Source organism: Luteibacter sp. OK325 (assembly GCF_003050935.1).
Lineage (GTDB): Bacteria > Pseudomonadota > Gammaproteobacteria > Xanthomonadales > Rhodanobacteraceae > Luteibacter.
Map to the genome: position 1 here is coordinate 45,203 of NZ_QAOX01000015.1, position 26,736 is coordinate 71,938.

The following is a 26,736-nucleotide window of genomic DNA, read 5'->3' on the forward strand; positions in this document are numbered from 1 at the left end:
TCGCCTCATGCAGCGCGAGGGTAACGAGGCTGGCGCCTACCCGTTGCTAAGCGCGGCTGCGGATGACGGTGATGGACCGTCGATATACGCGATCGCGACATGGTTCCTGCACGGCACGCACGTGCGACGGAACATGAAGGAGGGCAACAGGTTACTCCGCCTCGCCGCCGACAAGAACATCGCTTCCGCCTGTTCGGACCTGGCAGTGTCTTACTACCGGGGATGGGGAATTCGACAGAGTTACAACGAAGCGGCGAGGTACTACCTGCGCGCCTTTCTTCTCGGCGATGTGACAGCTGCGGAGTGGATCGAGAAGTTGTTTTACTGGGAAGGGACGAAGATCGCGCCACGCACGGTAGCGCGGGAGTTCGGCCGTCTCCAGGCCGCGCGAGGGCATTAGGTCCGGGACACCATGCCTGTTGGAGCCGATTCATCGGCGATAGCGACGGAGAGACGACGTAGGCACGGTAAAGTACCCCCATGCCCTCCCTACGTCACCTCGCCGAATCCGACCGCTTCGCCGATGTCCTGCGCACCTTCCTCACGTTATCAGGCATCACCGCCTGGTGCACCCTCCTCGGCCCCGCCAGCGCCATCGTCCCGGCACTCCTCGGCGCCATCGCCTGCGCGCTGGCCGAGACCGACGACGCCTGGCGCGGACGGTTGCGCGGGCTCGTCGTCACCCTGCTCTGCTTCGCCGCGGCCGCCGTCGGCGTAAAGGCCCTGATCGGCCAACCCATCTTCTTCGCCGTCGCGCTGCCACTGGGCACCTTCATCCTCGTGATGCTCGGCGCGGCCAGTGGTCGCTATGCAACCATCGCCACCGCCACGCTGATCCTCTCGGTCTACACCATGATCGCCTCCGATGCGACTGTCGCGGGCACCGGCAATGAAGGCACGCTGGCGATCCTCGCGGGTGCCGCATGGTATGGCCTGCTCTCGTTGATCTGGAGCGCGCTGGCGCCCCAGCGTGCGGTGCGCCACTCGCTGGCGCGTCTGTTCGAATCGCTCGCCGGGCTCATCGAAGCCAAGGCCGCCCTGTTCGAGCCCGTTTACGGCCTGGACCGCAACGCGCTCGACATCGAGTTCTCCAAACGCAACCTGCGCACGGTCGAAGCCCTGACCGGTGCACGCACTGCCTTGATCGATCGTATCGGGCGGCGCCAGCCGCGCGGACGCAGCGCGGCTCGGCTGGCGATGTTCTTTGTTGCGCAGGACATCCACGAGCGCATCAGCTCCTCGCACTACCCGTACGACGAGCTCGCCGATGCCCTGTATCACAGCGACCTGATGTTTCGTTTCGGTCGCCTGTTGCGCCTGCAGGCCATCGCCTGTCGCGAGCGCGCCGACGCTATCAGGCGCATCGCGCCACTCAGCGCCATCGCCCTGCCGAGGGCCGCACTCGACGACCTGCGCGAGGCCATCGCCTACCGCCGCCGCAGCGACCCGCCCGACGAAGCCATCGACGATGCCCTCTCCGCGTTGATGAACAACATGGAACGCCTGCAGGCTGCCATCGAAGACGAAGGAAGCCTGCCGCAGGACATGGACACCTCGCTGCAAGGCAACGAGCCGTCGTCGCTGAAGGACGCGATTGCGCGCGTCCGCATCCGGCTCAACCGCCGCTCGATGCATTTCCGCCATGCCGTCCGTCTCGCCGCCGGGATGCTTGGCGGCTACCTGCTGATGCTCGCGCTGCATCCGACGCATGGCTACTGGATCCTGCTGACGACGCTGTTCGTCTGCCAGCCGAGCTACGGCAGCACACGCCGTCGCCTCGTCCAGCGGGTGATCGGCACGACCGCGGGCCTGGTAGCCGGCTGGGCCATGCTTCGCCTGCTGCCCGGCGGCGACTGGCGCCTGCCGGTACTGGTCGCGACCGGCGCCGGCTTCTTTGCCTTTCGCCTGCGCCGCTACGCGCTTGCCACCGCCGTGATCACGTTGTTCGTCCTGCTTTGCTTCGACCGTATCGGCGCGGGCTACGACGCCATCGGCCCGCGACTGCTGGATACGCTCCTGGGCGCCATCGTCGCCGCCGTGGCGATCCGCTTCGTCCTGCCAGACTGGCGCGTGCGCCGCCTGGAGGAGGTCGTCGCCGACGCCTTGCTGGCCTATGGACGCTACCTGCAGCGCATCGCCGCCCAATACCGTACCGGCAAGGCCGACGACCTGCCCTACCGTATCGCCCGCCGCGACGCGCACGCCGCGCAGGCCGCTGTCGCCGGCAACGTGACCGAGCTACTGGCCGAGCCTGGTCACCCGAGGGAACGCGGCGAGCGAGCACTGCGCCTGCTCACCGCCCTGCAAGCCGGCCTGGCCCATCTGTCCACACTCGGAGCGCACCGCCAGCCCCTGGCCGCGGTGGATGCCACCGCCGTCGAGGAACTCACCAGGCGCATCGCCCATGGCCTGGATGGGCTGGCCGAGCACGTACGGGCCGGCTCACCGGCTCCGCTGCTAGGCACCTCGGCCCTGTTCGTCGGCACCTCGCTGCGCCTCGCGGAAGCCCCGGAGGCTGTGCGCCTTGTAGACCGCCAGTGCCTCCTCCTGGTCCGCGTCCACGACCGGATCGCGGCCATGCCGGGGACCTGATTGCTGCGTCGCGCCGTGGATTGGGGGCCCCGGCGCGTTACGATGGGAAGCTTTTTCCCCGTATCCCCCCGGAGTTGCACGCATGCGCCCGTTTTCCCTCGGTGAAGACCTCGACCTCCTGCGCGAAAGCGTCCACGCCTTCGCCGAGAAGGAAATCGCCCCCCGCGCCGATCGTATCGATCGCGAAAATGTCTTCCCGGAAGACCTCTGGCTGAAGTTCGGCGAGATGGGCCTGCTCGGCGTGACCGTGCCTGAGGAATTCGGCGGCTCCGGCCTGGGTTTCCTTGCCCACATGGTTGCGATGGAAGAGATCTCCCGCGCGTCGGCGTCGGTCGGCCTCTCCTATGGCGCGCACTCCAACCTGTGCGTGCAGAACATCTACCACAACGGCAACGACGCGCAGCGCCGCAAGTACCTGCCCAAGCTCACGAGCGGTGAGTGGGTCGGCGCGCTGGCAATGAGCGAGCCGGGCGCCGGCTCCGATGTGGTCGGCTCGATGAGCTGCCACGCCGAGCTGGTCGGCGACGTCTGGGTGGCCAACGGCACGAAGATGTGGATCACCAACGGCCCCGACGCCGACGTGCTGCTGGTCTACATGCGCACGGCGCCGCGTCCGGCCGGCAGCCGCTGCATGACCGCCTTCATCATCGAAAAGGGCATGAAGGGTTTCTCCACCGCGCAGAAGCTCGACAAGCTCGGCATGCGCGGTTCGAACACCTGCGAGCTGGTATTCGACAACTGTGAGATTCCCGCCGAGAACATCGTTGGCGAAGTGAACGAAGGCGTACGCGTGCTGATGGGCGGCCTGGACACCGAGCGCCTCGTGCTCTCCGGCGGCCCCATCGGCATCATGCAGGCGGCGGTGGACCTCGTGCTGCCGTACGTGCGTGAGCGCAAGCAGTTCAACGCGCCGATCGGCACGTTCGGCATGATGCAGGCCAAGGTGGCCGACATGTATACCGCGCTGCAGTCGTCACGCGGCTTCGCGTATATGGTGGCCCAGCAGTTCGACAACGGCGTGAAGTCGCGCATCGATCCGGCGGCCTGCCTGCTCAATGCATCGACCAACGCGGTGAAGGTCGCTCTCGAAGCGATCCAGTCCCTCGGCGGTAACGGTTACATCAACGAGTTCCCCGCGGGGCGGTTGCTCCGCGACGCGAAGCTCTACGAGATCGGCGCGGGCACCAACGAAATTCGTCGCATGCTCATCGGACGCGAGCTGTTCCACGGCAAGTCATAACAGGCACAGCTTCGTTTTGCGACCTGGGCCGCTCCCACGCGAAGGTGGGGCGGCCTTTTTTTTGGCATGGATCCTTGTGGGAGCCGCTTCAGCGGCGATATGAAGCGATGATTGCCTGTAGGTGTGGATGCGAAAGGCATCGCCGATGAATCGGCTCCTACAGAGAGCCGGCATTTACCAGGCCAGGCGGTAGCTTGCGGTGGCGGAGTGTGAGTGATCGCGGTCGGCGAAGCGTTGCTCTACGTCGATGCCGAGCGTTGAGCGTTCGCTCAAGTCCATACCTACGGTGAAGCCCGCCGTGCCGGCGCGGCGCGACAGCCCGATGCCTTCCACCGGCGCCCATTGCGCGATGCCGTTGTAGCGCGCCGAAAACACCTCACCCCTGGTGGCGAACGCGTTCTGCCAGCCGAGCTTGGCATCGATGCGCAGCTTGCCAAACGACGTGAGCCACGAGCTACCCGCACGGAGGCCGAAACCCGCCTGCCAGCGTGAGGTGGTCTGGCCATTGGCGGCAAGACCAAAACCGTCGCCACCAGCCTCGTCGAAACCCGCGCGACGGATGCTCGCGAACTGCGCGTTCGCATACGGCGTGAGCGTGAACGCGCCGACGTTCGTGCGATAGCCGAATTCACCGTAAGCCACGTTGTAGTGACCGGTGTTGTCGGTACCCGCAAACGCGCCCTGGTCGCCCAGGCGAAGCAGGCGCTGCGTATCGCCATGGAAGCTGCCGAAGCCGAAGCGGCCGACGCCATACCAGTTCGCACCGCGCGAGCCGGCGTACAACATGCCTTCGGTCGCGCGATTGGTCTGGCGATCCACGCTGCCGGACAACTGGCCCGTGCTGCGCATCTGGCTGACGGCCACACCGGCGAAACCGTTGTTGCCGATCTTTACGTCGTTGCCGACGAGTGCGCCGTCGAGGTTGAAGTTCACGTTGCCGAAACCGGCGCGGCTGAGGCCACCCTGCGAACCGAGCGACTGCGTCCACGCGCCCGTCGGGGCCTGCTGGTCGAGATGGTTGATCAGGGCATCGTTGCCCGCATCGATGCCGGCGAGCGTCACCGCCGTGCTTGCCGCATACAGCTGGCCCGACAACGATTCCAGCGAAGCCTGCGCTACCTGCTGCGAGGACGACTGCTGGATGCTGCCCGCCGCGATCAACGTGTGCTCATCCATCGCCGTCACCGTTGGCGACACGCTGGCAAGGCTCGCGTTGATCTGGGCGAATGCACCGTCGAGGCGCTGCGCAGAGTTCACTGCGGCCACCGACTGCGACATGCTCGTCGTCGCCACCTGGGTGATGCTCAGCTGCGTGGTGTCGACCCAGACTTCCTTGGGCAGGTACTGCAGCGTCGAACTGAGGAAGACGCCGGACGCCTTCGTCGTGGTGGTGAAGGCGCCGGAGATGGCATTGGCCGTGAGCACCTGCTGGTGCGAGGTCACCGTGTAACCGGAAATCGCGCCCGCGATGTAGAAGTCGCCGGCGAGCGTCGCGGTGCCGCTGACGACAAGAGGCGCACCCAGCTTCTGCGAGAGCCGCCCACTTCCCGTCTGCGTGAAGTCACCTGTGATGTGCGTCGACGTATCCAGCGTCGTCAGCTGGCCCGCGTTGTTGACGCTACCGCCAATGTCGCCGTGGGCAATCAGGTTGGCCGCTCCGCTGCCGATGGTCACCGCACCCGGCACGCCAAGCATCGATTCCAGCGTCGCCGAGCCAGTCAGGTTCGTCGTTCCCGCATACGTGTTCGTGCCCGACAGCGTGAGTTTGCCGTTGCCGGAAACGTTGAGGCCGCCTGCACCCTTGATGTCGTTGAGGAAGGCGGCGTCCTGCCCGGCGACGGTCGGTGCATCGAAGTTGCCCCAGTCGAACGTCGCCGGGCCGCGAATGGCACGACCGACATTGAGGCGCCCGTAACCGTAGACGACATCCGGCCCGGCAGCGCCGAGGTCGTCAGCCGTGCCGAGGATGATCTGGCGCACTGCGTTCACGCCGAGCGTCGGGAAGGCCTGCATCACCACGGCGGCGGCGCCGGAGACCTGCGGTGCCGCCAGCGAGGTACCTGTCCAGACTTCGTAGGAGATGTTGGTCGCCGTTGACGTGGCCGAGGCCGTGATAACGGCGCCGGGTGCCGCGAGGCAATAGTTCATCGCCACGCCGCAGCGATTCGAGTACGTGGCGATCTGCGTGGGGTTGTTGCTGTCCAGCGCGACTACCGTGAGCCAGCCGGCCTCGAGATCCGGAGCCCGCGCGGGTAGTGCCGCCACCGTGGACGGATTGGCGCCGGCGTCGTTGCCAGCGGCAAACACGAAAAGGTGACCGGCGGTGAACGGCGCATAGGCGTCGTGGAAGCTCTTCGTCGCGGCCGTGTCGGAGGCATCCCAATAGACGCCGCCCCAGGAGTTGTTGAGGATCTTCGCCCCGGCGGCGGTCACATCGGCGTTGACCTTGCCGAGCGGATCGGAGCTCGTCGCCTGATTGCCCTGGCCCGACCCGTCGTCGGTCGGCGCCTTGTCGCTAATGATGCGGGCCGAGATGATGGTCGCGTCAGGCGCGACACCGCCGGCAAACTTGCCGAAAGGGCGCCCTGCGGCGATTTCCGCCACCGCCGTACCGTGACCCACAACATCGTCGACACCGGTGTTATTGGTGCTGGGATCCACGTAAGTCAGGTTGGTCGTGACCCGGCCGGCGAGCGCCGGATGCGTGGAAGTCACGCCACTATCGATAATGCCGATGACTACGCCTTTGCCGGTAAACCCGGCCGCCTGGGCGGCGGTGACGTTGGTCAGCGAAAGCTGGGCATCCAGCGGGGGGTCCGGTTGGGTGGGTTGTGTCGGGGGCGTAACCGGCGGCGTGGCCGGCGGCGCGACGACTATTCCGGTTCCACCCCCGCTCTTCGTACCGCCACCGCCACCACCGCCGCAAGCCGCCAGACCCAGGCTCAGACAGACGGCAAGCGCCAACTCGCGCTGACGCGGGAGATTGCTCTGATTCACGTTTAACCCCTTGGTTCGACATCAATGTCGCGTCGCCAGCATCCCCCGACGGCGCACCTGGCCCGATACTCGCACACCCGCAGGCCGCCTGGCGTGCGGCAGTGCACAGCCCTTGACGCGGCGCAGATTGCCCCGCCACGGCCCCCGCTGCGATACTCGACAAGTTTTCCGCCCCCCAAGGGCGGCCATGCGAGTCCCACGGAGTTCCCATGTCTGAGATCGTCATCGCGGGCGCCAAGCGCACCGCCATCGGTTCCTTCCTTGGCCAGTTCACCGGCGTCCCCACGCCGAAGCTCGGCGCCATTGCCATCAAGGCCGCCCTCGAGCAGTCGGGCATCGCCCCGGCCGACGTCAGCGAAGTGATCATGGGCTGCGTGCTGCCCGCCAACCTCGGCCAGGCGCCGGCCCGCCAGGCATCGATCGAAGCCGGCGTGCCCGTTTCGGCCGGCTGCACCACCATCAACAAGGTGTGCGGCTCCGGCATGAAAGCGCTGATGCTCGCCCACGACCTGATCAAGGTCGGCTCGGCAAAAGTCGTCGTCGCCGGCGGCATGGAGTCGATGACCAATGCGCCGCACATGGTCAACGCGCGTACCGGCATCCGCTACGGCGACGGCCAGCTGGTCGACCACATGGCCTGGGACGGCCTGACCAATCCGTACGACGGCCAGTCCATGGGTGTGTTCGGCGAGAAGTGCGCGGACAAATACACCTTCACCCGCGAAGAGCAGGACGCTTACGCCATCGCTTCGGTGGAGCGTGCTCAGGCCGCACAGAAGGCGAATGCTTTTGCCAACGAGATCGTCCCGGTGACCGTCCAGGGTCGCAAGGGTACGCAGGACTTTGCCGAAGACGAACAGCCGGGCCGTTCCGACACCGCGAAAATTCCTACGTTGCGCGCTGCGTTCCGCAAGGAAAACGGCACGATTACGGCAGCCAGCTCCTCCAGCATCTCCGACGGCGCCGCCGCACTCGTGCTGCTCGATGCCGATGATGCGAAGGCCCGCGGCATTACCGCGCTGGCGCGTATCGTCGCGCACGCCACGCATTCGCAGGAACCGGAATGGTTTACCACCGCACCGGTGGGCGCCATTTCGAAAGTCCTTGAAAAAGCCGGCTGGAAAGCGAGTGACGTCGATCTCTTCGAGATCAACGAAGCGTTCGCCGTCGTGCCGATGGCCGTCATGCGCGAACTCGGCGTGCCGCACGACAAGATCAACGTCAACGGCGGCGCATGCGCGCTCGGCCACCCGATCGGCGCCAGCGGTGCGCGTATCGTGGTGACTCTTCTCAATGCGTTGACGGCCCGTGGGGCAAAAAGGGGTGTCGCAGCGCTTTGTATTGGCGGCGGCGAGGCCACGGCGATCGCCATCGAACTGGTGTGAACCTGACGTCGATAAACCGGGTGGGCGTACTTTTGATAACGATCACGCGCTCTGCATGGCCTTTAATGCGCCCTGAAGGACACCTGTTCGATCGGTAGCTAAGTCATAACAACTAGGCTATTAATACGCCCGCCTAACGGCATTCCACGGCTAAGGAGAAACACCATGAATTTGACGCGTACCCTTCTCGCCTCTGCGCTCGTCGCGCTTCTGGCAGCTTGCAGCAACGGCGCGACGGATTCCGCGCAGGACGCCCAGAAGTCGGCTGCGGATGCACAGCAGCAGGCTGACAAGGCACAGCAGGCCGCCGACCAGTCGCAGAACGCCGCGACCACGCAGGCCGCCGATCAGGCTCAGCAGTCCGCCGACCAGGCCAAGGACGCTGCCGGCCAGGCCCAGGCCGCCGCTTCCGCTTCAACCGCCGGTGATGCGCCGGAAGCCGCGAAGGACGCTGCCTCCAACGCCGCCGATCAGGCCGACAAGTCGGCTGACCAGGCCAAGGACGCTGCTTCCAATGCCAATAGCGGCAAGGACGACAGCTCCACCAAGAAGTAAGCCCTCGGGTTTATTCTCTGGAAAACGGCCGCCTTCGGGTGGCCGTTTTTTTTCTGCCTTCTGTGGGAGCCGATCTTCTGTGGGAGCCGATTCATCGGCGATCCCGCGGCAGCGGGCCAGCTTCCCGCAAGCGCCCTTTCGCCGATGAATCGGCTCCCACAAGGAGCGCTTTGGCGCGCCGCAGCGTTTGCCTACCGTCGGCGCCCGCTATCATGGTCGTTTCGTCCCCGCGCGAACGCCCCCATGCCTATTCTCGAATCGCAGATCGACCCCCGCTCCGCCGACTTCCAGGCTGCCAGCCTGCGTCTGCGTGCTCTGACCGACGACCTGCGCGAAACACTCAAGCGCACGGCCGAAGGCGGCGGTGCCAAGGCCCGCGAAAAGCACGTGGCGCGCGGCAAGCTTCTGCCTCGCGAGCGCATCCGCGCCCTGCTCGATCCCGGCTCGCCGTTCCTTGAAATCGCCCCGCTCGCCGCGCATGGCATGTATGACGATGCCGCACCTTCTGCCGGTGTCATCGCAGGTATCGGTCGCGTCATGGGCCAGGAAGTCGTCGTACTCGCCAACGACGCCACGGTGAAAGGCGGCACGTACTTCCCCATGACCGTGAAGAAGCACCTGCGTGCGCAGGAAGTGGCGATGGAAAATCGCCTTCCCTGCGTTTACCTGGTCGATTCCGGTGGCGCCTTCCTGCCGCTGCAGGACGAAGTGTTCCCGGACCGCGAACACTTCGGCCGCATCTTCTACAACCAGGCACGCATGAGCGCCCAGGGCATCGCGCAGATCGCCGTGGTAATGGGTTCGTGCACCGCTGGTGGCGCGTACGTGCCTGCGATGAGCGATGAAACCATCATCGTGCGCGAACAGGGCACGATCTTCCTCGGCGGCCCGCCGCTGGTGAAGGCGGCGACGGGTGAAGTGGTCGATGCCGAAGCCCTCGGCGGCGCGGATGTGCATACCTCCATCTCGGGCGTGGCTGATCACTTCGCCGAGAACGACACGCATGCGCTGGCCATCGCCCGCGACATCGTCGGCTCGCTCAATCGCATCAAGAAGATGCCGCTGGCCGTGCGCCCGCCGTTGGAACCGCGCTTCTCCGCGGAGGAACTCTATGGCGTGATTCCTGAGGACACGCGCCGTCCGTTCGATATCCGCGAAGTCATCGCGCGTGTCGTCGACGATTCCGAGTTCCACGAGTTCAAGGCACGCTACGGTAAGACACTGGTCACCGGCTTCGCGCATATCCACGGCTACCCCGTGGGCATCGTGGCAAACAACGGCATCCTGTTCGGCGAGTCAGCGCAGAAAGGCGCGCACTTCATCGAGCTGTGCAACCAGCGCAACGTGCCCCTGGTATTCCTGCAGAACATCACCGGTTTCATGGTCGGTCGCAAGTACGAGAACGCGGGAATCGCCAAAGATGGCGCGAAGATGGTCACTGCCGTGGCCTGCTCGCACGTGCCGAAGTTCACCGTGGTGATCGGCGGCAGCTTCGGCGCCGGTAACTATGCGATGTGCGGCCGCGCCTATGGCGCGCGCTTCCTGTGGATGTGGCCGAACGCGCGCATCAGTGTGATGGGAGGCGAACAGGCCGCCTCGGTGCTCGCGACGGTACGCCGCGACGGCATCGAGGCCGGCGGTGGCAGTTGGAGCGCCGAGGACGAAGAAGCCTTCAAGGCACCCGTGCGCGACCAGTACGAGCGCCAGGGTCATCCGTACTACGCCAGCGCACGGCTGTGGGACGACGGCATCATCGACCCGGCGGATACGCGGCGCGTGCTCGGGCTGGCTATCTCGGCTTCGATGAATGCGCCGATCGAGCAGGGGCGGTTTGGCGTGTTCCGTATGTGAGCCTTTCGTTGAGAAAGGGACCGTAAGTCACTGCCCTGTCGACACTACAGGGCAGCGTGATAACCTCTCCGGTCCATGTCCGACTTCGACAACCGCCCTGCCCCCGAGATCTTCACGCCGTCCGGTCTGAACCGGTTGGTGCGCGATCTGCTGGAAGACGCCCTGCCTATGGGCGTGTGGATCGAAGGCGAGCTGTCCAACGTCTCGCGGCCCGCTTCAGGGCATGTCTACTTCACACTGAAAGACGCCAGTGCCCAGGTGCGCTGCGCGATGTTCCGCACGGCCGCGTCACGCCTGCGCTTTCGCCCTGTCGACGGCATGCATGTGCTCATGCGTGCCAAGGTCGGTCTTTACGAAGCGCGTGGTGAGTTCCAGCTGGTCGCCGACCATATGGAGCCGGCGGGCGAAGGCGCCCTGCAGCGTGAGTTCGAGCAGCTCAAGGCGCGGCTCGGTGCGGAAGGGCTGTTCGATCAGGAACGCAAGCGCGAGCTGCCGGCGTTTCCAAGACGCATCGGTGTCATCACCTCGCCTTCCGGCGCAGCCATTCGCGATGTGCTGAGCGTGCTCGGCCGGCGTCTTGGTCTTGCCGAAGTGGACGTACTGCCGGTGCCGGTGCAGGGTCGCGAGGCGCCGCCGGCGATCGCCTCCATGCTTCGCCGGGCTTCGGCCAGCGGTCGCTACGACGTGATCCTGATTACCCGCGGAGGCGGCTCGCTTGAGGACCTCTGGGCCTTCAACGACGAAGCCGTTGCGCGGGCGATTCATGCCAGCGCCGTGCCGGTGGTCTCCGCCGTGGGTCACGAGGTGGACTTCACCATTGCCGATTTCGTGGCCGACCTGCGCGCAGCGACGCCTTCGGCCGCCGCGGAACTTCTTGTACCGGATGGCGCCGACCTCACGCGCCAGCTCGATCGTCTTCGCCAGCGCATGACGACGTTGATGACGCGCCGCCTGCAGGCCGCTGCGCAACGCGCCGACCACTGGCAGGCACGCCTGAACGCGCAGCGTCCGCAAGCCCGTCTTGCACGGGACGCCCAGCGTCTCGACGCCCTGCGTCGGCGGTTGCTGGTATCGGTGAGCCAGGCCAACGCGCTGCGCCGCGCCCGTCTCGATCGGCTGCAGGCACGCCTTACCGCCCAGCATCCGAAGGGCCGTCTGGCAGCTTCGAGCCTGAGCGTCGAGCGACTGCGCCAGCGCATGGCCACGGCCATGTCTCGCCGCCTGGAACGTGACCGCCTTCGTCTTACCGAACAGGCACGCACGCTGCACGCGGTGAGCCCGCTGGCGACGCTCGAGCGCGGCTACGCCATCGTTTTCGACCAGCGCGACGCGGTCGTCAAACACGCCGACAATGTCGCCGTGGGCGACCGCCTGCGCGTGATGCTTGGTGACGGCGAGCTCAAGGTCCGCCGCGAGGAATAGCCGAGCCGGGACTTCCCGACACTGTGGGAGTCGATTCATCGGCGATGGGCGCTCGCGATATCGTCCGGACCTCGCTCCGCAGGGATCGCCGATGAATCGGCTCCTACAGAAGCTGGCAATGTACACGGGCGCTGAACGTCCCAAGCTGGATCATTGAACGCATCGCAACCATGAGACCAGACCATGCTCGAGTCGAGCTACCCGTACTACGTTGCCAACAAGGCGCGGAAGTCGCGCAAGACCTTCGACATCATCGACAAGTACACCGGCAAGGTCGCCACTCGCGCCGCATTGCCCGATGACGCGGCGCTGGAAGAAGCCATCGCCGCGGCGCACGACGCCACGCTGTCGATGAAACGATTCCGCCCCTATGAACGGCAGGCGGTACTAGAGCATTGCGTTACGCGCTTCCGCGAACGCAAGGACGAACTGGCCTACGCACTCTGCGTCGAAGCGGGCAAACCCATCAATGACTCGATCGGCGAAGTCACCCGGCTCATCGAAACATTCAAGATCGCCGCCGAGGAATCGGTGCGGATCAACGGCGAAACCATCAACCTGGAAATCTCGGCGCGCAGCGCGGGATACCAAGGCTTTACGCGTCGCGTGCCCCTGGGACCGGTGTCGTTCATCACGCCCTTCAACTTCCCCCTGAACCTCGTTGCGCACAAGGTCGCCCCGGCGATAGCCTCGGGTTGTCCTTTCGTGCTCAAGCCCTCGGAGAAAACGCCGCTGGGGGCGCTGATCATGGGCGAGATCCTCGCCGAGACCGACCTGCCCAAGGGGGCATTCTCGATCCTGCCGTTGGACGGCAAGCACGCCGGCCCTCTGGTCACCGACCGGCGCTTCAAGCTCCTTTCGTTCACCGGCGGCCTGATCGGCTGGGACCTCAAGGCGAAGGCCGGGCACAAGAAGGTGACGCTCGAACTCGGCGGTAACGCCGCCTGCATCGTCGACGGCGACCAGGCCGATCGGCTCGACGCCGTGGTAGACCGCCTGGTGTTCGGCGCGTTCTACCAGTCGGGCCAGAGCTGCATCAGCGTGCAGCGCATCCTCGCCCACGAGGATATCTACGATGCGCTGCGCCGCAAGCTGGTTGCGAAAGTGAATGTGCTCAAGGCCGGTGACCCGAAGAAGAAGAGCACCTTCCTCGGCCCGATGATCGACGAGGCCGCAGCGGAACGGCTGGAATCGTGGATACGCGAAGCGAAGAAAGCCGGTGCGAAGATCCTCTGCGGCGGCGGCCGCAAGGGTTCGATGCTCCAGGCGACGCTGCTCGAGAAGGTGCCGCACGATGCGAAGCTACAACGCATGGAAGCCTTTGGCCCGGTCGCCCTGCTCCAGCGGGTGAGCAGCTTCGACGAGGCCATCGCCACCGTGAACGACTCGGACTTCGGCCTGCAGGCCGGCGTGTTCACCAACAACCTGAGCCGCGCCATGCGCGCGTGGGACGAGCTCGAACAGGGCGGGATCATCGTCAACGACGTGCCTAGTTTCCGTGTGGACAACATGCCGTATGGGGGCGTCAAGTCGTCGGGCATCGGGCGTGAGGGCGTACGCTACGCGATCGACGATATGAGCGAAGTCCGGCTGATGGTGATCCGCGACATGTGACACGTCCCGTCCAGTCGGCCCGGCGTATGCTCGACTGACTCACGCACAAGGTAACCTCGTATGACCACCCTGGTGTTCGTGCACGGCTGGAGCGTTACCAATACCTCGACGTACGGCAGCCTGCCGGCAACCTTGCGCGACCGTGCGGCCCAGGCAGGCTCGACGCTGCGGGTGCTGGATATCCACCTCTCCGAATACGTCACCTTCGATGACGCCGTGGGTATGGACGACATCGTCCGTGCCTTCGATCACGCCCTGCGTGGACTGGCGCTACCGGATGGTCGCTTCGACTGCGTCACCCATTCCACCGGTGGCCCCGTGGTCATGGCCTGGCTTCGCGCCCAGCGTGAGCACCCGACGCTGTATGCACCAATCCATCTCGGGCGCGTGGTCATGCTCGCGCCCGCGCACTTCGGCTCCGCGCTGGCGAAACTGGGCAAGAGCGTTGTCGGCCGCCTGAAGGCCTGGTTCGACGGCGTCGAGCCGGGCCAACGCATCCTCAACTGGCTCGAACTCGGCAGCCCCGAGTCCGTGGCACAAAATCTCGACGTCATCCACGGCAAGGATGCGGCGGTGAGTGGTACGTATTTGTTCTCGCTGATCGGCGACCGACCCGATCGTAGTCTCTACGACGTGGTCAATTCGTATACCGGCGAAGATGGTTCGGATGGCGTCGTCCGTCTCGCCGCGGCCAATCTCAACGCCACGCATTGCGTGCTCGCACAGTCCGGTGCGTCAGCCACACTGTCAATGACGTTGACGCGCGCGCCGCGCACGGCATTCAAGATGCTGGCGGGGCTTTCACACTCGGGAAGCAAGCAGGGCATCATGGGCGCCGAGCCACCGTCACCGCTCACCATCGATGCCATCGTGCGCTGCCTCGCCGTGGATTCCGCGGCGGCATACACGGCGCTGTGCAACGCGTTCGCCAGCGAGAACGCGCAGCGCGACGCCAACCGTGTGGAACTGGAGCCCGCCCTGTTTTCGCCACGCGTACACATCCACGACCCGCGCAGCCTGATGATCTTTCGCCTTGTGGACGATCGCGGTGAGCCCTTGGTCACCACGCAGTTTCAGCTGACGGCCGGCCCCGAAGCCTCGCCCGATCATCTACCGCAAGGCTTCATGCTGGACCGGCAGGCCAATTCGCGAAGCCCGGCGACGGTGGCGATGTTCCTCAATCGCGCGGTGCTTGCCGGTGAGGCTGCGATCGTGGATCCACGCGATCCGCACAAGACCCTGCGTGATCCACTGCAGCCGCATCGCCCCTACGGCGTGCGCATCGAGCCGGTCGACCTTACGGGCCTCATCCGACACATGGTGGCCAGCACCGCCCACGCCGACGACCTGCTAGACGCACTCGGTCCGCACGAAACGACGATCGTCGATGTGGTTCTTTCCCGCCGCGTCGCCGAAGGCGTGTTCCGCCTGACGCAGAACCTGGTTGCCGAGGATTTCCAGCGCCCTCTCCCTGGAGCCGACCTGGCTTGATGGGCGCTGACCTGACTTGATGTAGGAACCGATTCATCGGCGATGGATGCTGCGATGACCTGGCCCGCTGCGCGGGATCGCCGATGAATCGGCTCCTACAGAAAAAGCCGTCAGCCGGCGGGCGCGAGATCGCCGACCAGGGTTGGAATGAGTTCCGACACCGTGGGATGAATCGGCATGGCCCACTGCAACGTCCCGATCGATGCATCCGCATTCATCATGTCAAGAATGCCGTGGATCGCTTCGTCACCGCCCGTACCCAGGATAGCCGCGCCGAGAATCTTCTTGGTTTCCGCATCGGCGACTATCTTCATGAAGCCCCACGTTTCGGCTTTCTCGACGGCCCGCCCGACGCGCGTCATCAGACGCTTCGACACCAGCAAGGGCCGACCCGACTTGCGCGCCTGTGCTTCGGTCATACCGACGCGACCCAGCGGCGGATCCACATAAAGCGCGTAACCGAGAATGCGATCGCTGACCTTGCGCTCCTCGCCGTCGAGCAGGTTCGCCGCCACGATCTCGTAGTCGTTCCAGGCGGTGTGCGTGAATGCGCCCTTGCCGTTGCAATCGCCCATCGCCCAGATGCCTTCGGCGCTGGTCTTCAGGTGATCGTCGACTTTGATGTAGCCCTTCTCGTCCATCTCGACGCCGGCCTTGTCCAGGCCCAGGTCGTCCGTATTCGGACGGCGGCCAACGGCAAGCAATACGTGCGTACCGACGACTTCGGGCGCGCCCTCCGTGCAATCCACGCCGACTTTCACGCCGCGCTCGTGCTTCGCCAGGGTGATGCAGCAGGCATCCGTTCGCACGGCGATGCCCTCCGCTTCGAGGAATGCACGGATCTCCGCCGAGACGTCTTCGTCTTCGCGACTGACCAGCCTGGCGTTCTTCTCCACGATGGTGACCTCGGCACCGAAGCGCCGGAACATCTGGGCGAATTCGAGGCCGATGTAGCTGCCGCCGACCACCACGAGGTGTCCGGGCACGGCCTGCAGCGGAATGATCGTGGTGTTGGTTAGGTAATCGACCTGGTCGACGCCCGGAAAGTCAGGGACGTTGGCGCGACCGCCCACGTTGAGGAAAAGCTGAGGTGCCTCGAGCGTTTCGCCGTTCACCTCAATCTGTCGGGGACCGGTGAACCGCGCATGCCCGCGAATGAGCGTGAGCCCCGGCATCGACGCCAGCCAGTCCTCGTTGCCCTTGCGCGAATCCAGAATGACCTTCTGCGCACGCGCCGCCACGACGGGCATATCGATGGTGATGGGTCCAACGCCGATGCCGTACTCGGCCCCGCGCTGCGCAAAGCGGGCAGCGCAGGCACTGGCGACAAGGGTCTTGGTGGGTTTGCAGCCGGTATTGACGCAGGTGCCGCCAACCAGATGGCGCTCGATTATGGCGACTGTCTTGCCCAGGCCCGTCAGGCGTCCAGCCAGTGCGGGCCCGGCCTGACCGGCCCCCACGATGATGGCGTCGAAGGTGCGGGTCATGGGCAGGGCTCCGGCGGGTAGATGACCCTTGGAGGGTAACCCGAGCTGCTGGCAACCGCCTTGCACGAAAACCCTGAGATGGTGACCCCGGCCCGATTCGAACGGGCGACCTTCCCCTTAGGAGGGGGACGCTCTATCCAGCTGAGCTACGGGGCCAAGGGCGTGAGGATACCGGAGGCGACCATGAGACAGAAACCCTGACGGGAGTTAACGATCAGGAATCCACAGCCACGTAACGCAACACCCCGACCTGCGCCCCCGCCTTACGACCGCTATCCGCCGGATGATTCACGCCGTCCAGCACGGGCACTTCATCGAAATCGAACGGACTGATCCCCTCGAGGCATGCGACATTCACCCCGTACTGTGCGCTGTTCGAGCGCCGTTGGTGGAACGTGTAGATACCGCATGCAGAGCAAAAATAATGCTTCGCTGTCCCCGTGTTGAACTGGTATTCGGTCAGCACATCCTTCCCCTGCTCGATCTTGATACCGTCGAGTTCGGCGGAGACCGCGACGGCCCCACGCATGCGGCAGTACGAGCAGTTGCAGCGCCGCGCGGTGCGCAGGCCGTCGGAGAGCTTCACGGTAAAACGGACAGCGCCGCAATGACAGGCGCCGCGGGTCTCGGTGATGTCGGGGAGCATAGTCAGGCCGGGTTGGGACACCGGCCCATGATAAATCGCGTTGATCCCGAGTTCATGGCAATGAAGTGGCGCCTTACCTAGCGAACGGCCCTCAAACGCCGTCCCGGCATGGGTGGCACCCGCGCCGGCCGCTTGGCGTCACCCCCGAACGGTCGCCATATGCCATCGGCGCCCTCCACCCCGATGCTCGTGTCGCCCCCCTCGGCGGCGGCCTGGTTGACGGCCGACCGCAGGGCCTCGAAGCGGCTGTCGAAGCGTGAAATCACCCGGCCATCGACGCTCACGGGCCAGCGGTGGCTGTCATCAGGGTGATAGGGAATCTCATAGATCCGCGACATGGGCGCCATCTGCCTTGTGAAGAAACACAGAAACAGCATGGACTTGCGACGGTGACCGCAGGGTCTTCGGAACCTCCGACGATAACGACGCCCCGCAGACATCCGTCCCGCGCCGCACAACGGAGTGTGAAGGGTCCGTTTGCTAGAATCGCGGTTTTACCCAGTCGCGCCGGCACCCTGTCGGCGCGTCGTCAACGGAGAAGCTTTCATGTCCGGCAAGATCCTCGCAGCGCTCGGCCTCAAGACCACCGAATCCGGCACCTACCTTGGCCGCGGCGAATGGGCTTCCACCACCGGCGCCGGCACCCTGACCCCGGTCAATCCGGCCACGGGCGAAGTGATTGCGACGGTCCAGGCCACCAGCGCGACCGATTACGAGACGATCGTGCAGCGCGCGCAGGAAGCCTATGCGGTCTGGCGCACCACGCCCGCCCCGCGCCGCGGCGAAGCCGTGCGCCTGTGCGGTGAGGCCCTGCGTAAGCACAAGGACGCCCTCGGTTCGCTGGTTGCCCTGGAAATGGGCAAGATCAAGCCGGAAGGCGACGGCGAAGTGCAGGAAATGATCGATATCGCCGATTTCGCGGTGGGCCAGAGCCGCATGCTCTACGGCTACACCATGCATTCGGAGCGCCCGGGCCACCGCATGTACGAGCAGTGGCACCCGGTCGGCCTGGTCGGTATCGTCAGCGCGTTCAATTTCCCGGTGGCCGTGTGGGCCTGGAACGCCTTCCTGGCCGCCATCTGCGGCGATATCTGCCTGTGGAAGCCGTCGCCGAAGACCCCGCTCTCGGCTATCGCCACCATGAAGATCTGCAACGAAGCCCTGAAAGACGCCGGCTTCCCGGACCTGTTCTTCCTCTTCAACGACGCCGGCACCGAGCTGGCCCAGACCTTCGTCGACGACAAGCGCATCCCGCTGATCAGCTTCACCGGCTCGACCAAGGTCGGCCGCATGGTCGGTGAGCGCGTGTCGCGCCGCATGGGTCGCAGCCTGCTCGAGCTGGGCGGCAATAACGCCATCATCCTGGACAAGTCCGCCGACCTGAAGCTGGCCATCCCGGCGATCGTCTTCGGCGCCGTCGGCACGGCCGGCCAGCGCTGCACCAGCACACGCCGCGTCCTCGTGCATTCGTCCATCCACGATGCCGTCGTCGACACGCTGGTCAAGGCCTATGGCCAGGTCGAGCAGAAAATCGGCGACCCGACCCTGTCGACCACGCTGATGGGCCCGCTCAACAGCCCCGAAGCCGTCACCGCTTTCCTTGCCGCGATCGAGCAGGCCAAGGCTGCCGGCGGCACCGTGCGCACGGGCGGCAAGGCGCTGGCTGACCGCAAGGGCAACTTCGTGCTGCCGACGATCGTCACCGGCCTGAAGAACACCGACACCGTCGTGCAGACCGAAACCTTCGCCCCGATCCTCTACGTGATGCCGTTCGACACCCTGGACGAAGCCATCGCCCAGCAGAATGCCGTACCGCAGGGCCTGTCGTCGGCCATCTTCACGCAGGATCTCAAGGGCGCCGAGCAGTATCTGTCGGCAGCCGGTTCGGATTGCGGCATCGCCAACGTGAACATCGGCACCTCGGGTGCGGAAATCGGTGGCGCGTTCGGTGGCGAGAAGGAAACCGGCGGCGGTCGCGAGTCCGGCTCGGATGCCTGGAAGGTGTACATGCGCCGCCAGACCAACACCATCAACTATTCGGACGCGCTGCCGCTGGCCCAGGGCATCAAGTTCGACTTCTGACGAACGGGTGAGGCCATGACCGATTTGCGCTCCACGGATCGCTTCTCCGACCGCGTCGAGGACTATGTCCGCTACCGGCCGGATTACCCGCAGGCGTTGATCGGCTGGCTGCACAGCCTGGGCGTGACTGCTGACTGGACCGTCGCCGATGTCGGCGCCGGCACCGGCATTTCCAGCAAGTTGTTCCTCGACAGCGGCCACCGCGTGACCGCTGTCGAGCCGAACGTCGCCATGCGCGCGGCGGCCGTGCAGTGGCTGGGCGGTGAAGGCCGCTTCCATGCTGTCGACGGCACGGCGGAAGCTACCGGGCTGGACAGTGGCAGCGTGGATCTGGTCACGGTCGCCCAGGCGTTTCACTGGTTCGATCAGGACAAAGTGAAACGCGAATTCGCGCGTGTGCTGAGCCCCCGCGGCCTTGCCGTGGTGTTCTGGAACACACGCCGCCTGAAGGGCACGCCGTTCCTCGAAGGTTATGAGCGCTTGCTTCATGAATACGGCATCGACTATGTCAGCGTGGCCGAGCGCTATGCGGACGACGAGACGATGGCGCGCTGGTACGGTCACGGCTATCGCGGCATGGCGTCGTTCCCGCACGGGCAGAAGCTCGACTACGATGCCCTGCTCGGCCGGACGATGTCGTCCTCTTACATGCCCAAGGCAGGCCATCCCAATCACGAACCGCTGCTGTTCGCACTGCGCTCGCTGTTCAACGCCACGCAGGACGAAGGCACGGTCGCCTACGATTACGACACCCGCGTGTTCGCGGGCCACCTCACGCCCTGACGACCACGCCATGTACGAGTTGATCCGCCCCCTTCTGTTCGCCCTCGACGCCGAGACCGCACACGGCCTTACGCTGTACGCGTCCGACGTGGCCCAGCGGAGCGGTTTGTCCGGCCTGATCGCAACGCCACCCGCCCCGCTACCTGTGCACGTGTTCGATATCGACTTTCCGAATCCCGTCGGTCTGGCCGCCGGGCTCGACAAGAATGGCGAACACCTCGATGGCCTGGCCGCGCTGGGCTTCGGTTTTGTCGAGATCGGCACGGTAACGCCGCGGCCACAATCGGGGAACGACAAGCCGCGCATGTTCCGCCTGCCGAACCACGAAGCGGTGATCAACCGCCTCGGGTTCAACAATGGCGGCATCGATGCCCTCGTGCGCAACGTGGAGAAAGCCACGTTCCGCGGTGTGCTCGGCATCAACATCGGCAAGAACAAGGACACGCCCAATGAGCGGGCCATCGACGATTACCTGCTGTGCCTCGAGCGCGCGTATCCGTTGGCTACCTACATCACGGTGAACATCTCCTCGCCGAATACGCAGGGCCTGCGCGACTTGCAGGAAGAAGAGACCCTGCGCCGTTTCATCGGCACGCTGCGCGAAGCCCAGGAACGCCTGGCCAGCCAGCACGGCAAACGCAAGCCGATGCTGCTGAAGATCGCACCGGACCTCACCGACACCGAACTCGATGCGATCGCCGAGGTGCTGCTCGCCTCCGGCATCGACGGCGTGATCTGCACCAATACGACGACCGACCGCGACACGGTGGCTGGCGATCCGAACGCACACGAAACCGGTGGACTCTCGGGCCGGCCGCTGTTCGAAAAATCCACGACCATGCTGCGTGGCATGGCGACGCGTCTGGCCGGCAAGCTGCCGATCGTCGGCGTCGGTGGCATCCTCGACGGCGACACGGCCGCGGAGAAGATCGAAGCCGGCGCCTCGCTCGTGCAGGTCTATTCCGGCCTGGTCTATCGCGGCCCCAAGCTCATCGCCGAGGCGGTCGCTGAGATCCGTCGCCGCGGAGTGGTCGCATGATCAACAACGCGCCGATCGACATGGGCGGCTTCACGCTGACCAGCGATGCGCCGCTCGGCGGACGCAACACCTTGCGCGTGAATGCGCGGGCGAAGTTGCTGGCCGAAGTGCGCGACCCGACCCGACTTCCGGACATCCTCGCCTACCCCGCTATTCGCGACGGCAAGGTCCTGGTGCTCGGCGAAGGCAGCAACATGCTCATCGGCGGTGACTTCGACGGCACCGTACTGGCCATGGCCACCCGTGGCGTGGAAACCTTCCAGCGTGACGATCGCGTGCTGATTCGCGTGGCTGCGGGTGAGCGCTGGGACGATTTCGTGCGCTGGTCGCTTGGCCAGGGTTATGCGGGGCTTGAGAACCTCATCCTCATTCCGGGAACGGTAGGTGCATCGCCGATCCAGAATATCGGCGCTTATGGTGTCGAGGTGGCTGAGTTCATCGACACCGTCGAGGCGTGGGACACGCACCAGGGCGAGTTCGTGGTGCTCGACAAGGCGGCGTGTGCCTTCTCGTATCGCGATTCCACCTTTAAGCAACAGGCCGGTCGCTGGATCGTCGTCGCCGTGACGTTCGCGCTGCCGCGAGAGCGTCCGCTATCGCTCGACTACGCGGGTATTCGCGACGAAGTGGCGAAAATGGGCGTGGAACGCGCCACGCCCTACCACGTGGCCGAAGCGGTGGTCCGCCTGCGCTCGCGCAAGCTGCCCGACCCGGCCGTGATCGGTAACGCCGGGAGTTTCTTCAAGAACCCCATCATCGGCGCGACGAAAGCCGATGCGCTCGCGCTCGCCCATCCGGGGCTGCCTGTATGGCCACACACAGGCGGCACCTCGAAGATCTCGGCCGGCTGGCTCATCGAGGCGGCGGGATTCAAGGGTGAACGCGACGGGGATGCCGGCATCTCGAATCGCCATGCGCTGGTGCTGGTCAACCACGGCAAGGCGACCGGGCCACAGCTGTGGGCATTCGCCCGGAAAGTGATCGCGGGTGTCGAGGCGAAGTTCGGCGTCACGCTGGAGCCCGAACCCCTGGTGGTGTGATGGCGTGCTCCATGTAGGAGCCGATTCATCGGCCATCCCGCGCTAGCGGCCCAGGTTGCCGCGAGCACCCATCGCCGATGAATCGGCTCCCACAGGGCGATGTCACGGTGGTGTCAAACCGCGGTCATATGCTCATCTGGCGGCGTACCATGAGGCGTCGCGATCCGCGATGAGGACGACGCCCTGGATACGATGACGCCCCCCACCGAGTCGACCGCCCTGCCGAAGGTGCCCGCCGCCAAGCCTCCCCAGGCGCCGCCGCCGGAGCTGCCGGCTATCGACCTCAACGACAGCAGCCTTTACATCCATCGTGAGCTGTCGCAGCTGCAGTTCAACATCCGCGTGCTGGACCAGGCGCTGGACGAGTCCAAGCCGCTGATCGAACGGCTCAAGTTCCTGCTGATCTTCTCGTCCAACATGGACGAGTTCTTCGAGATCCGCGTCGCCGGCCTGAAGCAGCAGATTGCCTTCGACCACGAAATGATCGGTGCCGACGGTATCCCGCCGCGCCGCGCGCTGGCCGAGATCGCCGAGATCGCACACCGGCAGATCGAGCGGCAATACGCCATTCTCAACGAGAAGATTCTTCCCGCGCTGGCCGACGAAGGCATCCGCATCGTCCGGCGCAACCAGTGGTCGCACAAGCAGAAGCTTTGGGTGCGCCGCTATTTCCGCCACGAAGTGGCGCCGTTGATCACGCCGATCGGCCTGGATCCCACGCATCCCTTTCCGCGCCTGGTCAACAAGAGCCTGAACTTCATCGTGCAACTGGAAGGCACCGACGCGTTCGGCCGCGATTCCGGCCTGGCGATCGTCCCTGCACCGCGCATCCTGCCGCGACTCATCCGCATGCCGGACGAGATCTGCGAAGGCGGCGACAACTATGTGCTGCTGTCGTCGATCATCCACGCGCATGCGGACGACCTGTTCCCCGGCATGCGCGTGCTCGGTTCCTATCAGTTCCGCCTGACCCGCAACGCCGACCTGACCATCGACCCTGAAGACGTCGAGGACCTGGCACGCACGCTGCGCGGCGAGCTGTTCTCGCGCCGCTATGGCGATGCCGTGCGCCTGGAAGTGGCCGACAACTGCCCGAAGAAACTCGTCGATTACCTGATGAAGCAGTACGCGCTGGAACCGGCGGCTCTCTACGAAGTGAACGGTCCGGTGAACCTGGCGCGCCTGTTCGAGATGACCCTGCAGCCGCAATACGCGCGCCTGCAATTCCCGACCTTCGTGCCTGCCCTGCCCAAGGTGCTGGCCGAAGCCGAGGATATGTTCACGGTCATCGGCAAGCAGGATGTCCTGCTTTACCACCCGTTCGAATCGTTCTCGCCCGTGGTCGACTTCCTGCGTCAGGCAGCGAAGGATCCCCAGGTGCTGACGATCAAGCAGACCCTCTATCGAAGCGGCGCCAACTCGGAAATCGTCGATGCACTGGTCGAGGCGGCGCGCTCGGGCAAGGAAGTCACGGCGGTGGTCGAGTTGCGTGCGCGATTCGACGAAGAGTCCAACCTCAGCCTCGCCTCGCGCCTGCAGCAGGCCGGCGCGGTGATCACCTATGGCGTGGTCGGGGTGAAGACACACGCCAAGCTCATGCTTGTGCAGCGCCGTGAAAACGGCAAGCTGGTCAGCTACGCACACCTGGGCACGGGCAACTACCATTCGGGCAACGCGCGCCTCTACACCGATTACAGCCTGCTCACCTCGGACGAAGCCCTGTGCGACGACGTCCACCGCCTCTTCCGCTTGCTGACCGGCATGGGCAAGGCGCTAAAGATGAAGCGCATGCTCTATGCGCCGTTCACCCTGAAAAAGGGCCTGCTCGACCTCATCGCGCGCGAAGCCGCCAATGCCGCGGCGGGCAAGAAGGCCGAGATCATCTGCAAGATCAACGCGATCACCGACGCCAAGGTCATCCGTGCCCTGTACCGCGCCAGCCAGGCGGGCGTGAAGGTGGAACTGATCGTGCGCGGCATGTGCTGCCTGCGCGCAGGCGTGCCCGGGGTGTCGCAGAATATCCGCGTCCGCTCGGTGGTCGGTCGCTTCCTCGAGCACAGCCGCGTGTACTGGTTCCACAACGATGGCGAGCCGGACCTCTACCTGGCCAGCGCCGATCTCATGGAGCGCAACCTCGAGCGTCGCGTGGAGACCTGCTTCCCCATCGAAGGCAAGAAGCTGAAGCAGCGGGTCCGGCGTGAACTGGACACCTACCTGACCGACAACCACTCGGCCTGGATGCAGCAGCCCGACGGGACCTACGTGCTGACACAACCGACCGCCGGCCAGCCGGTCCGGGACGCCCAGATGCAATTGCTGGAGCGCTTCGGCGGCGTGGTGGCGCCCACGCCGGCCTGATCCGGCCGGCGCCTTCACCTAACCCGAACGGCCGAGGCGACAGACTCGGCCTTCCCACGGCACAATGAAACTGCCGTGGGATGGGGGAGACGGGGGGTTTCACACGAAACACGTCGGATCCATGCCGCGCGTCCACGGCGACGCGCAGCAGGTGTTGTCTTGGGACTCGGCATGGGTTTTTCGGACAAAGGGCAGCAAGGAATTTTCCATCGCCTCCTGCAGGCGACGGTGTTGTGTTGCCTGCTTTCGATCGTTGCCGCCTCGGCCTCCGCCGAAACGCTGGCCGGCAACTGGCGGGAAGCCCATCCTGGCGATAACCCCGCCGATGTTCTGCGCGAGGTGGAAAGCCGCCCACTGGCTGCGTTCGATCCCTCGCGCATGCAGGTCTTCCCTGACTCGCCGTCCGGCACCTGGGTCATCCTGCGCACCCTGCCTCCGTGGAGCAGCGGCAACCGGGTTCTGAGCATCCGCACGCCGGGCCTGGGCGCGGTAACGCTGTACAACGAAAACGGCCCGGTCGCCGGCACGTCCGTCGAGGACTTCGGTCCGGCACTTCACGGCCATGGCCGGCTGATCTTCGAGATACCAGCCTCCCTTCCGGCATCACGCCCGCTGCTGCTCCGGTTCGAACCGACCACGATGCCGCCCGGCGCGGTCACGATGACCGTGGAGCCCTGGCGCGATTACCTCCGCGAAGATGGCGGTTGGGTGGTGTTCGCGACGGCCTGCTTTGCCGTGATGATGACGATGGCCCTGATGGCGTTGTGCTTCGCGCTGATCCTGCGCGACATGACCTTCGGCTGGTACGTGGCGTACTTGCTCTGCTACGCATTGATCCAGGGCCTGAAGTCCGGCTACGTCTTCCATCCCCTGGAAATCCAGTCCCTGGCCGGCATGGCGGACACGCTCGGCGCGGCAGCGACGGCACTCTCTGTATCGTTCGCCGCACTGTTCATGCTGCGCTTCGCCAAGGTCGACGACTACGTGCCCTTGCTGCGAATCCCCGTGCTGGCTTTCGCCATCGGCATGCCGCTATTGACCGTGCTGCGCGCCACGGGCATCGGCGTACTGGTCGACACCTCGCAACTGCTGCTGCAGCCGCTACTGTTGCTTGGCGCCCTGCTGCTACTGGTCACCGGCGCGACCGCCGCCGTACGCGGCTCACGCCATGCCTGGTTCTTCCTGGTCGGCTGGACGCCGCTGCTGGTACTTACCGCGCTGTGTGGCGCGCAACAGCAGGGAATGCTGGCCGGTGCGCCCTGGCTTCCGGACGCCGCGATCGCGGTGGGCGCGTTCGAGGCGATCGTTCTCTCGATCGGCTTGTCCGACCGCGCACTTACCATTCGGCACGACCGCGACAGGGCCCGCCAGCTCGCCGATAGCGATCCTCTCACCGGCGTACTGAACCGTCGCGCGTGGACCGAGGCCTCCCTGCAGGTGCTCGAGCAGGGCATGGCACGGCCCATCGCCCTGCTCTTCCTCGACCTCGACCACTTCAAGTCACTCAACGACTGCTACGGCCATGCCACGGGGGATCGCGCCCTGGTTGCGGTGGCCGCGGCCCTGCGCGACGAGCTACGCCCGACCGACCTGCTCGGGCGCTTCGGCGGCGAGGAGTTCGTGGCCTTGCTGCAGGGCGTGGACAAGGAAAATGCCGTGCAGATCGCCACGCGACTGTGCCGCCGCGTGCATCGTCTGGACGTCCATACGGGTCAACCGCAGAACGACGACCTGCTGACCGTGTCGATCGGCGTAGCCATGCGCTCGGCAGCCGATACGGTGCAGTCGTTGATCGAGCGCGCCGACGCCGCGATGTACGCGGCGAAGTTGAGCGGGCGCAACCAGGTGGTGTGTTCAGGACCCGCCGGGCCGACGCTGGTTCGGCGGAACGAGTTCAAGACGCGGTAGCCGAACCCCGCTCAGGTGGGATCCCCGCATGTAGGAGCCGATTCATCGGCGAACCCGCGGCAGCGGGCCAGGTTGTCGCGAGCACCCCTTCGCCGCTGAAGCGGCTCCCACACACACGAGCGGCTTCCGCACACGAGCATCGCCGATGAATTGCAGTGGTCAAGCTTTTCTGGACACCTGCGTAGGAGCCTGAGCCGCCAGGCGCTCGAAGAGCGCTGGCGGGATGTCGTTTAGCCGCGAGTGCAG

Annotated in this window: 19 protein-coding genes and 1 tRNA gene; 15 read left to right on the forward strand and 5 right to left on the reverse strand. The window is 65.4% G+C overall.

What is annotated here, in order from left to right; genetic code table 11:
- Nucleotides 1–7: 7 nt before the first annotated feature.
- The 3 genes from C8J98_RS21425 (at nt 8) to C8J98_RS21435 (ending at nt 3,832) form a co-directional block, all read left to right on the forward strand.
- A complete protein-coding gene (locus C8J98_RS21425) occupies nt 8–400 on the forward strand; it encodes an SEL1-like repeat protein (RefSeq protein WP_107915914.1) in 393 nt (130 codons plus the stop codon).
- An 80-nt stretch (nt 401–480) separates the two neighbouring features.
- Nucleotides 481–2,592, forward strand: a complete 2,112-nt coding sequence (yccS, locus tag C8J98_RS21430) for a YccS family putative transporter (RefSeq protein ID WP_107915916.1) — start codon at nt 481–483, stop codon at nt 2,590–2,592.
- An 82-nt stretch (nt 2,593–2,674) separates the two neighbouring features.
- Nucleotides 2,675–3,832: an isovaleryl-CoA dehydrogenase gene (locus C8J98_RS21435; RefSeq protein ID WP_107915918.1), complete on the forward strand. Its 1,158-nt coding sequence runs from the start codon at nt 2,675–2,677 to the stop codon at nt 3,830–3,832.
- 174 nt (nt 3,833–4,006) lie between these two features.
- Here the strand turns inward: C8J98_RS21435 and C8J98_RS21440 are convergent, their stop codons facing one another.
- Nucleotides 4,007–6,829: a S8 family serine peptidase gene (locus C8J98_RS21440; protein ID WP_107915920.1), complete on the reverse strand. Its 2,823-nt coding sequence runs from the start codon at nt 6,827–6,829 to the stop codon at nt 4,007–4,009.
- A 209-nt stretch (nt 6,830–7,038) separates the two neighbouring features.
- Here C8J98_RS21440 and C8J98_RS21445 point away from each other — a divergent pair, with 209 nt between their 5' ends.
- The 6 genes from C8J98_RS21445 (at nt 7,039) to C8J98_RS21470 (ending at nt 15,147) form a co-directional block, all read left to right on the forward strand.
- A complete protein-coding gene (locus tag C8J98_RS21445; RefSeq protein ID WP_107915923.1) occupies nt 7,039–8,214 on the forward strand; it encodes an acetyl-CoA C-acyltransferase in 1,176 nt (391 codons plus the stop codon).
- Between the two features lie 165 nt (nt 8,215–8,379).
- The gene (locus tag C8J98_RS21450) at nt 8,380–8,769 is read left to right on the forward strand and encodes a hypothetical protein (RefSeq protein ID WP_107915925.1); all 390 of its coding nucleotides are present in this window, start codon (nt 8,380–8,382) and stop codon (nt 8,767–8,769) included.
- A 243-nt stretch (nt 8,770–9,012) separates the two neighbouring features.
- On the forward strand, nt 9,013–10,620 hold the full coding sequence (locus C8J98_RS21455) for a carboxyl transferase domain-containing protein (protein ID WP_107915926.1): 1,608 nt from the start codon (nt 9,013–9,015) through the stop codon (nt 10,618–10,620).
- Nucleotides 10,621–10,695: 75 nt separating this feature from the next.
- A complete protein-coding gene (gene xseA / locus C8J98_RS21460) occupies nt 10,696–12,042 on the forward strand; it encodes an exodeoxyribonuclease VII large subunit (RefSeq protein WP_107915928.1) in 1,347 nt (448 codons plus the stop codon).
- 183 nt (nt 12,043–12,225) lie between these two features.
- Nucleotides 12,226–13,656 (forward strand): aldehyde dehydrogenase family protein, encoded by a 1,431-nt coding sequence (locus tag C8J98_RS21465; protein WP_107915930.1) that lies wholly within the window; start codon nt 12,226–12,228, stop codon nt 13,654–13,656.
- A 60-nt stretch (nt 13,657–13,716) separates the two neighbouring features.
- Nucleotides 13,717–15,147, forward strand: coding sequence for a phospholipase (locus C8J98_RS21470; protein ID WP_107915932.1), 1,431 nt, complete (start codon nt 13,717–13,719; stop codon nt 15,145–15,147).
- A gap of 110 nt (nt 15,148–15,257) precedes the next feature.
- On the opposite strand, the gene C8J98_RS21475 is transcribed toward C8J98_RS21470, so the two are convergent.
- The 4 genes from C8J98_RS21475 to C8J98_RS21490 all read right to left on the reverse strand — a co-directional run bounded on the left by C8J98_RS21475 (nt 15,258) and on the right by C8J98_RS21490 (nt 17,618).
- The gene (locus tag C8J98_RS21475) at nt 15,258–16,634 is read right to left on the reverse strand and encodes an FAD-containing oxidoreductase (RefSeq protein ID WP_107915934.1); all 1,377 of its coding nucleotides are present in this window, start codon (nt 16,632–16,634) and stop codon (nt 15,258–15,260) included.
- Between the two features lie 79 nt (nt 16,635–16,713).
- A tRNA-Arg gene (locus tag C8J98_RS21480) sits at nt 16,714–16,790 on the reverse strand.
- A gap of 58 nt (nt 16,791–16,848) precedes the next feature.
- Nucleotides 16,849–17,280, reverse strand: coding sequence for a GFA family protein (locus C8J98_RS21485; RefSeq protein WP_107915936.1), 432 nt, complete (start codon nt 17,278–17,280; stop codon nt 16,849–16,851).
- A 77-nt stretch (nt 17,281–17,357) separates the two neighbouring features.
- Nucleotides 17,358–17,618 (reverse strand): hypothetical protein, encoded by a 261-nt coding sequence (locus C8J98_RS21490; RefSeq protein ID WP_146171697.1) that lies wholly within the window; start codon nt 17,616–17,618, stop codon nt 17,358–17,360.
- A 208-nt stretch (nt 17,619–17,826) separates the two neighbouring features.
- Between C8J98_RS21490 and C8J98_RS21495 the strand changes: the two genes are divergently transcribed.
- The 6 genes from C8J98_RS21495 to C8J98_RS21520 all read left to right on the forward strand — a co-directional run bounded on the left by C8J98_RS21495 (nt 17,827) and on the right by C8J98_RS21520 (nt 26,490).
- Nucleotides 17,827–19,362: an aldehyde dehydrogenase family protein gene (locus C8J98_RS21495; RefSeq protein ID WP_107915940.1), complete on the forward strand. Its 1,536-nt coding sequence runs from the start codon at nt 17,827–17,829 to the stop codon at nt 19,360–19,362.
- A 15-nt stretch (nt 19,363–19,377) separates the two neighbouring features.
- On the forward strand, nt 19,378–20,145 hold the full coding sequence (locus C8J98_RS21500) for a class I SAM-dependent methyltransferase (RefSeq protein ID WP_107915942.1): 768 nt from the start codon (nt 19,378–19,380) through the stop codon (nt 20,143–20,145).
- A 10-nt stretch (nt 20,146–20,155) separates the two neighbouring features.
- Nucleotides 20,156–21,184, forward strand: coding sequence for a quinone-dependent dihydroorotate dehydrogenase (locus C8J98_RS21505; RefSeq protein WP_107915944.1), 1,029 nt, complete (start codon nt 20,156–20,158; stop codon nt 21,182–21,184).
- Nucleotides 21,185–21,204: 20 nt separating this feature from the next.
- Nucleotides 21,205–22,224: a UDP-N-acetylmuramate dehydrogenase gene (gene murB / locus C8J98_RS21510; protein WP_107915956.1), complete on the forward strand. Its 1,020-nt coding sequence runs from the start codon at nt 21,205–21,207 to the stop codon at nt 22,222–22,224.
- Nucleotides 22,225–22,416: 192 nt separating this feature from the next.
- Nucleotides 22,417–24,582 (forward strand): polyphosphate kinase 1, encoded by a 2,166-nt coding sequence (gene ppk1 / locus C8J98_RS21515; protein WP_107915946.1) that lies wholly within the window; start codon nt 22,417–22,419, stop codon nt 24,580–24,582.
- A gap of 171 nt (nt 24,583–24,753) precedes the next feature.
- Nucleotides 24,754–26,490 carry a diguanylate cyclase gene (locus C8J98_RS21520; RefSeq protein ID WP_107915948.1) on the forward strand — a complete coding sequence of 579 codons (1,737 nt, stop codon included), beginning with the start codon at nt 24,754–24,756 and terminating at the stop codon, nt 26,488–26,490.
- Nucleotides 26,491–26,736 lie beyond the last annotated feature (246 nt).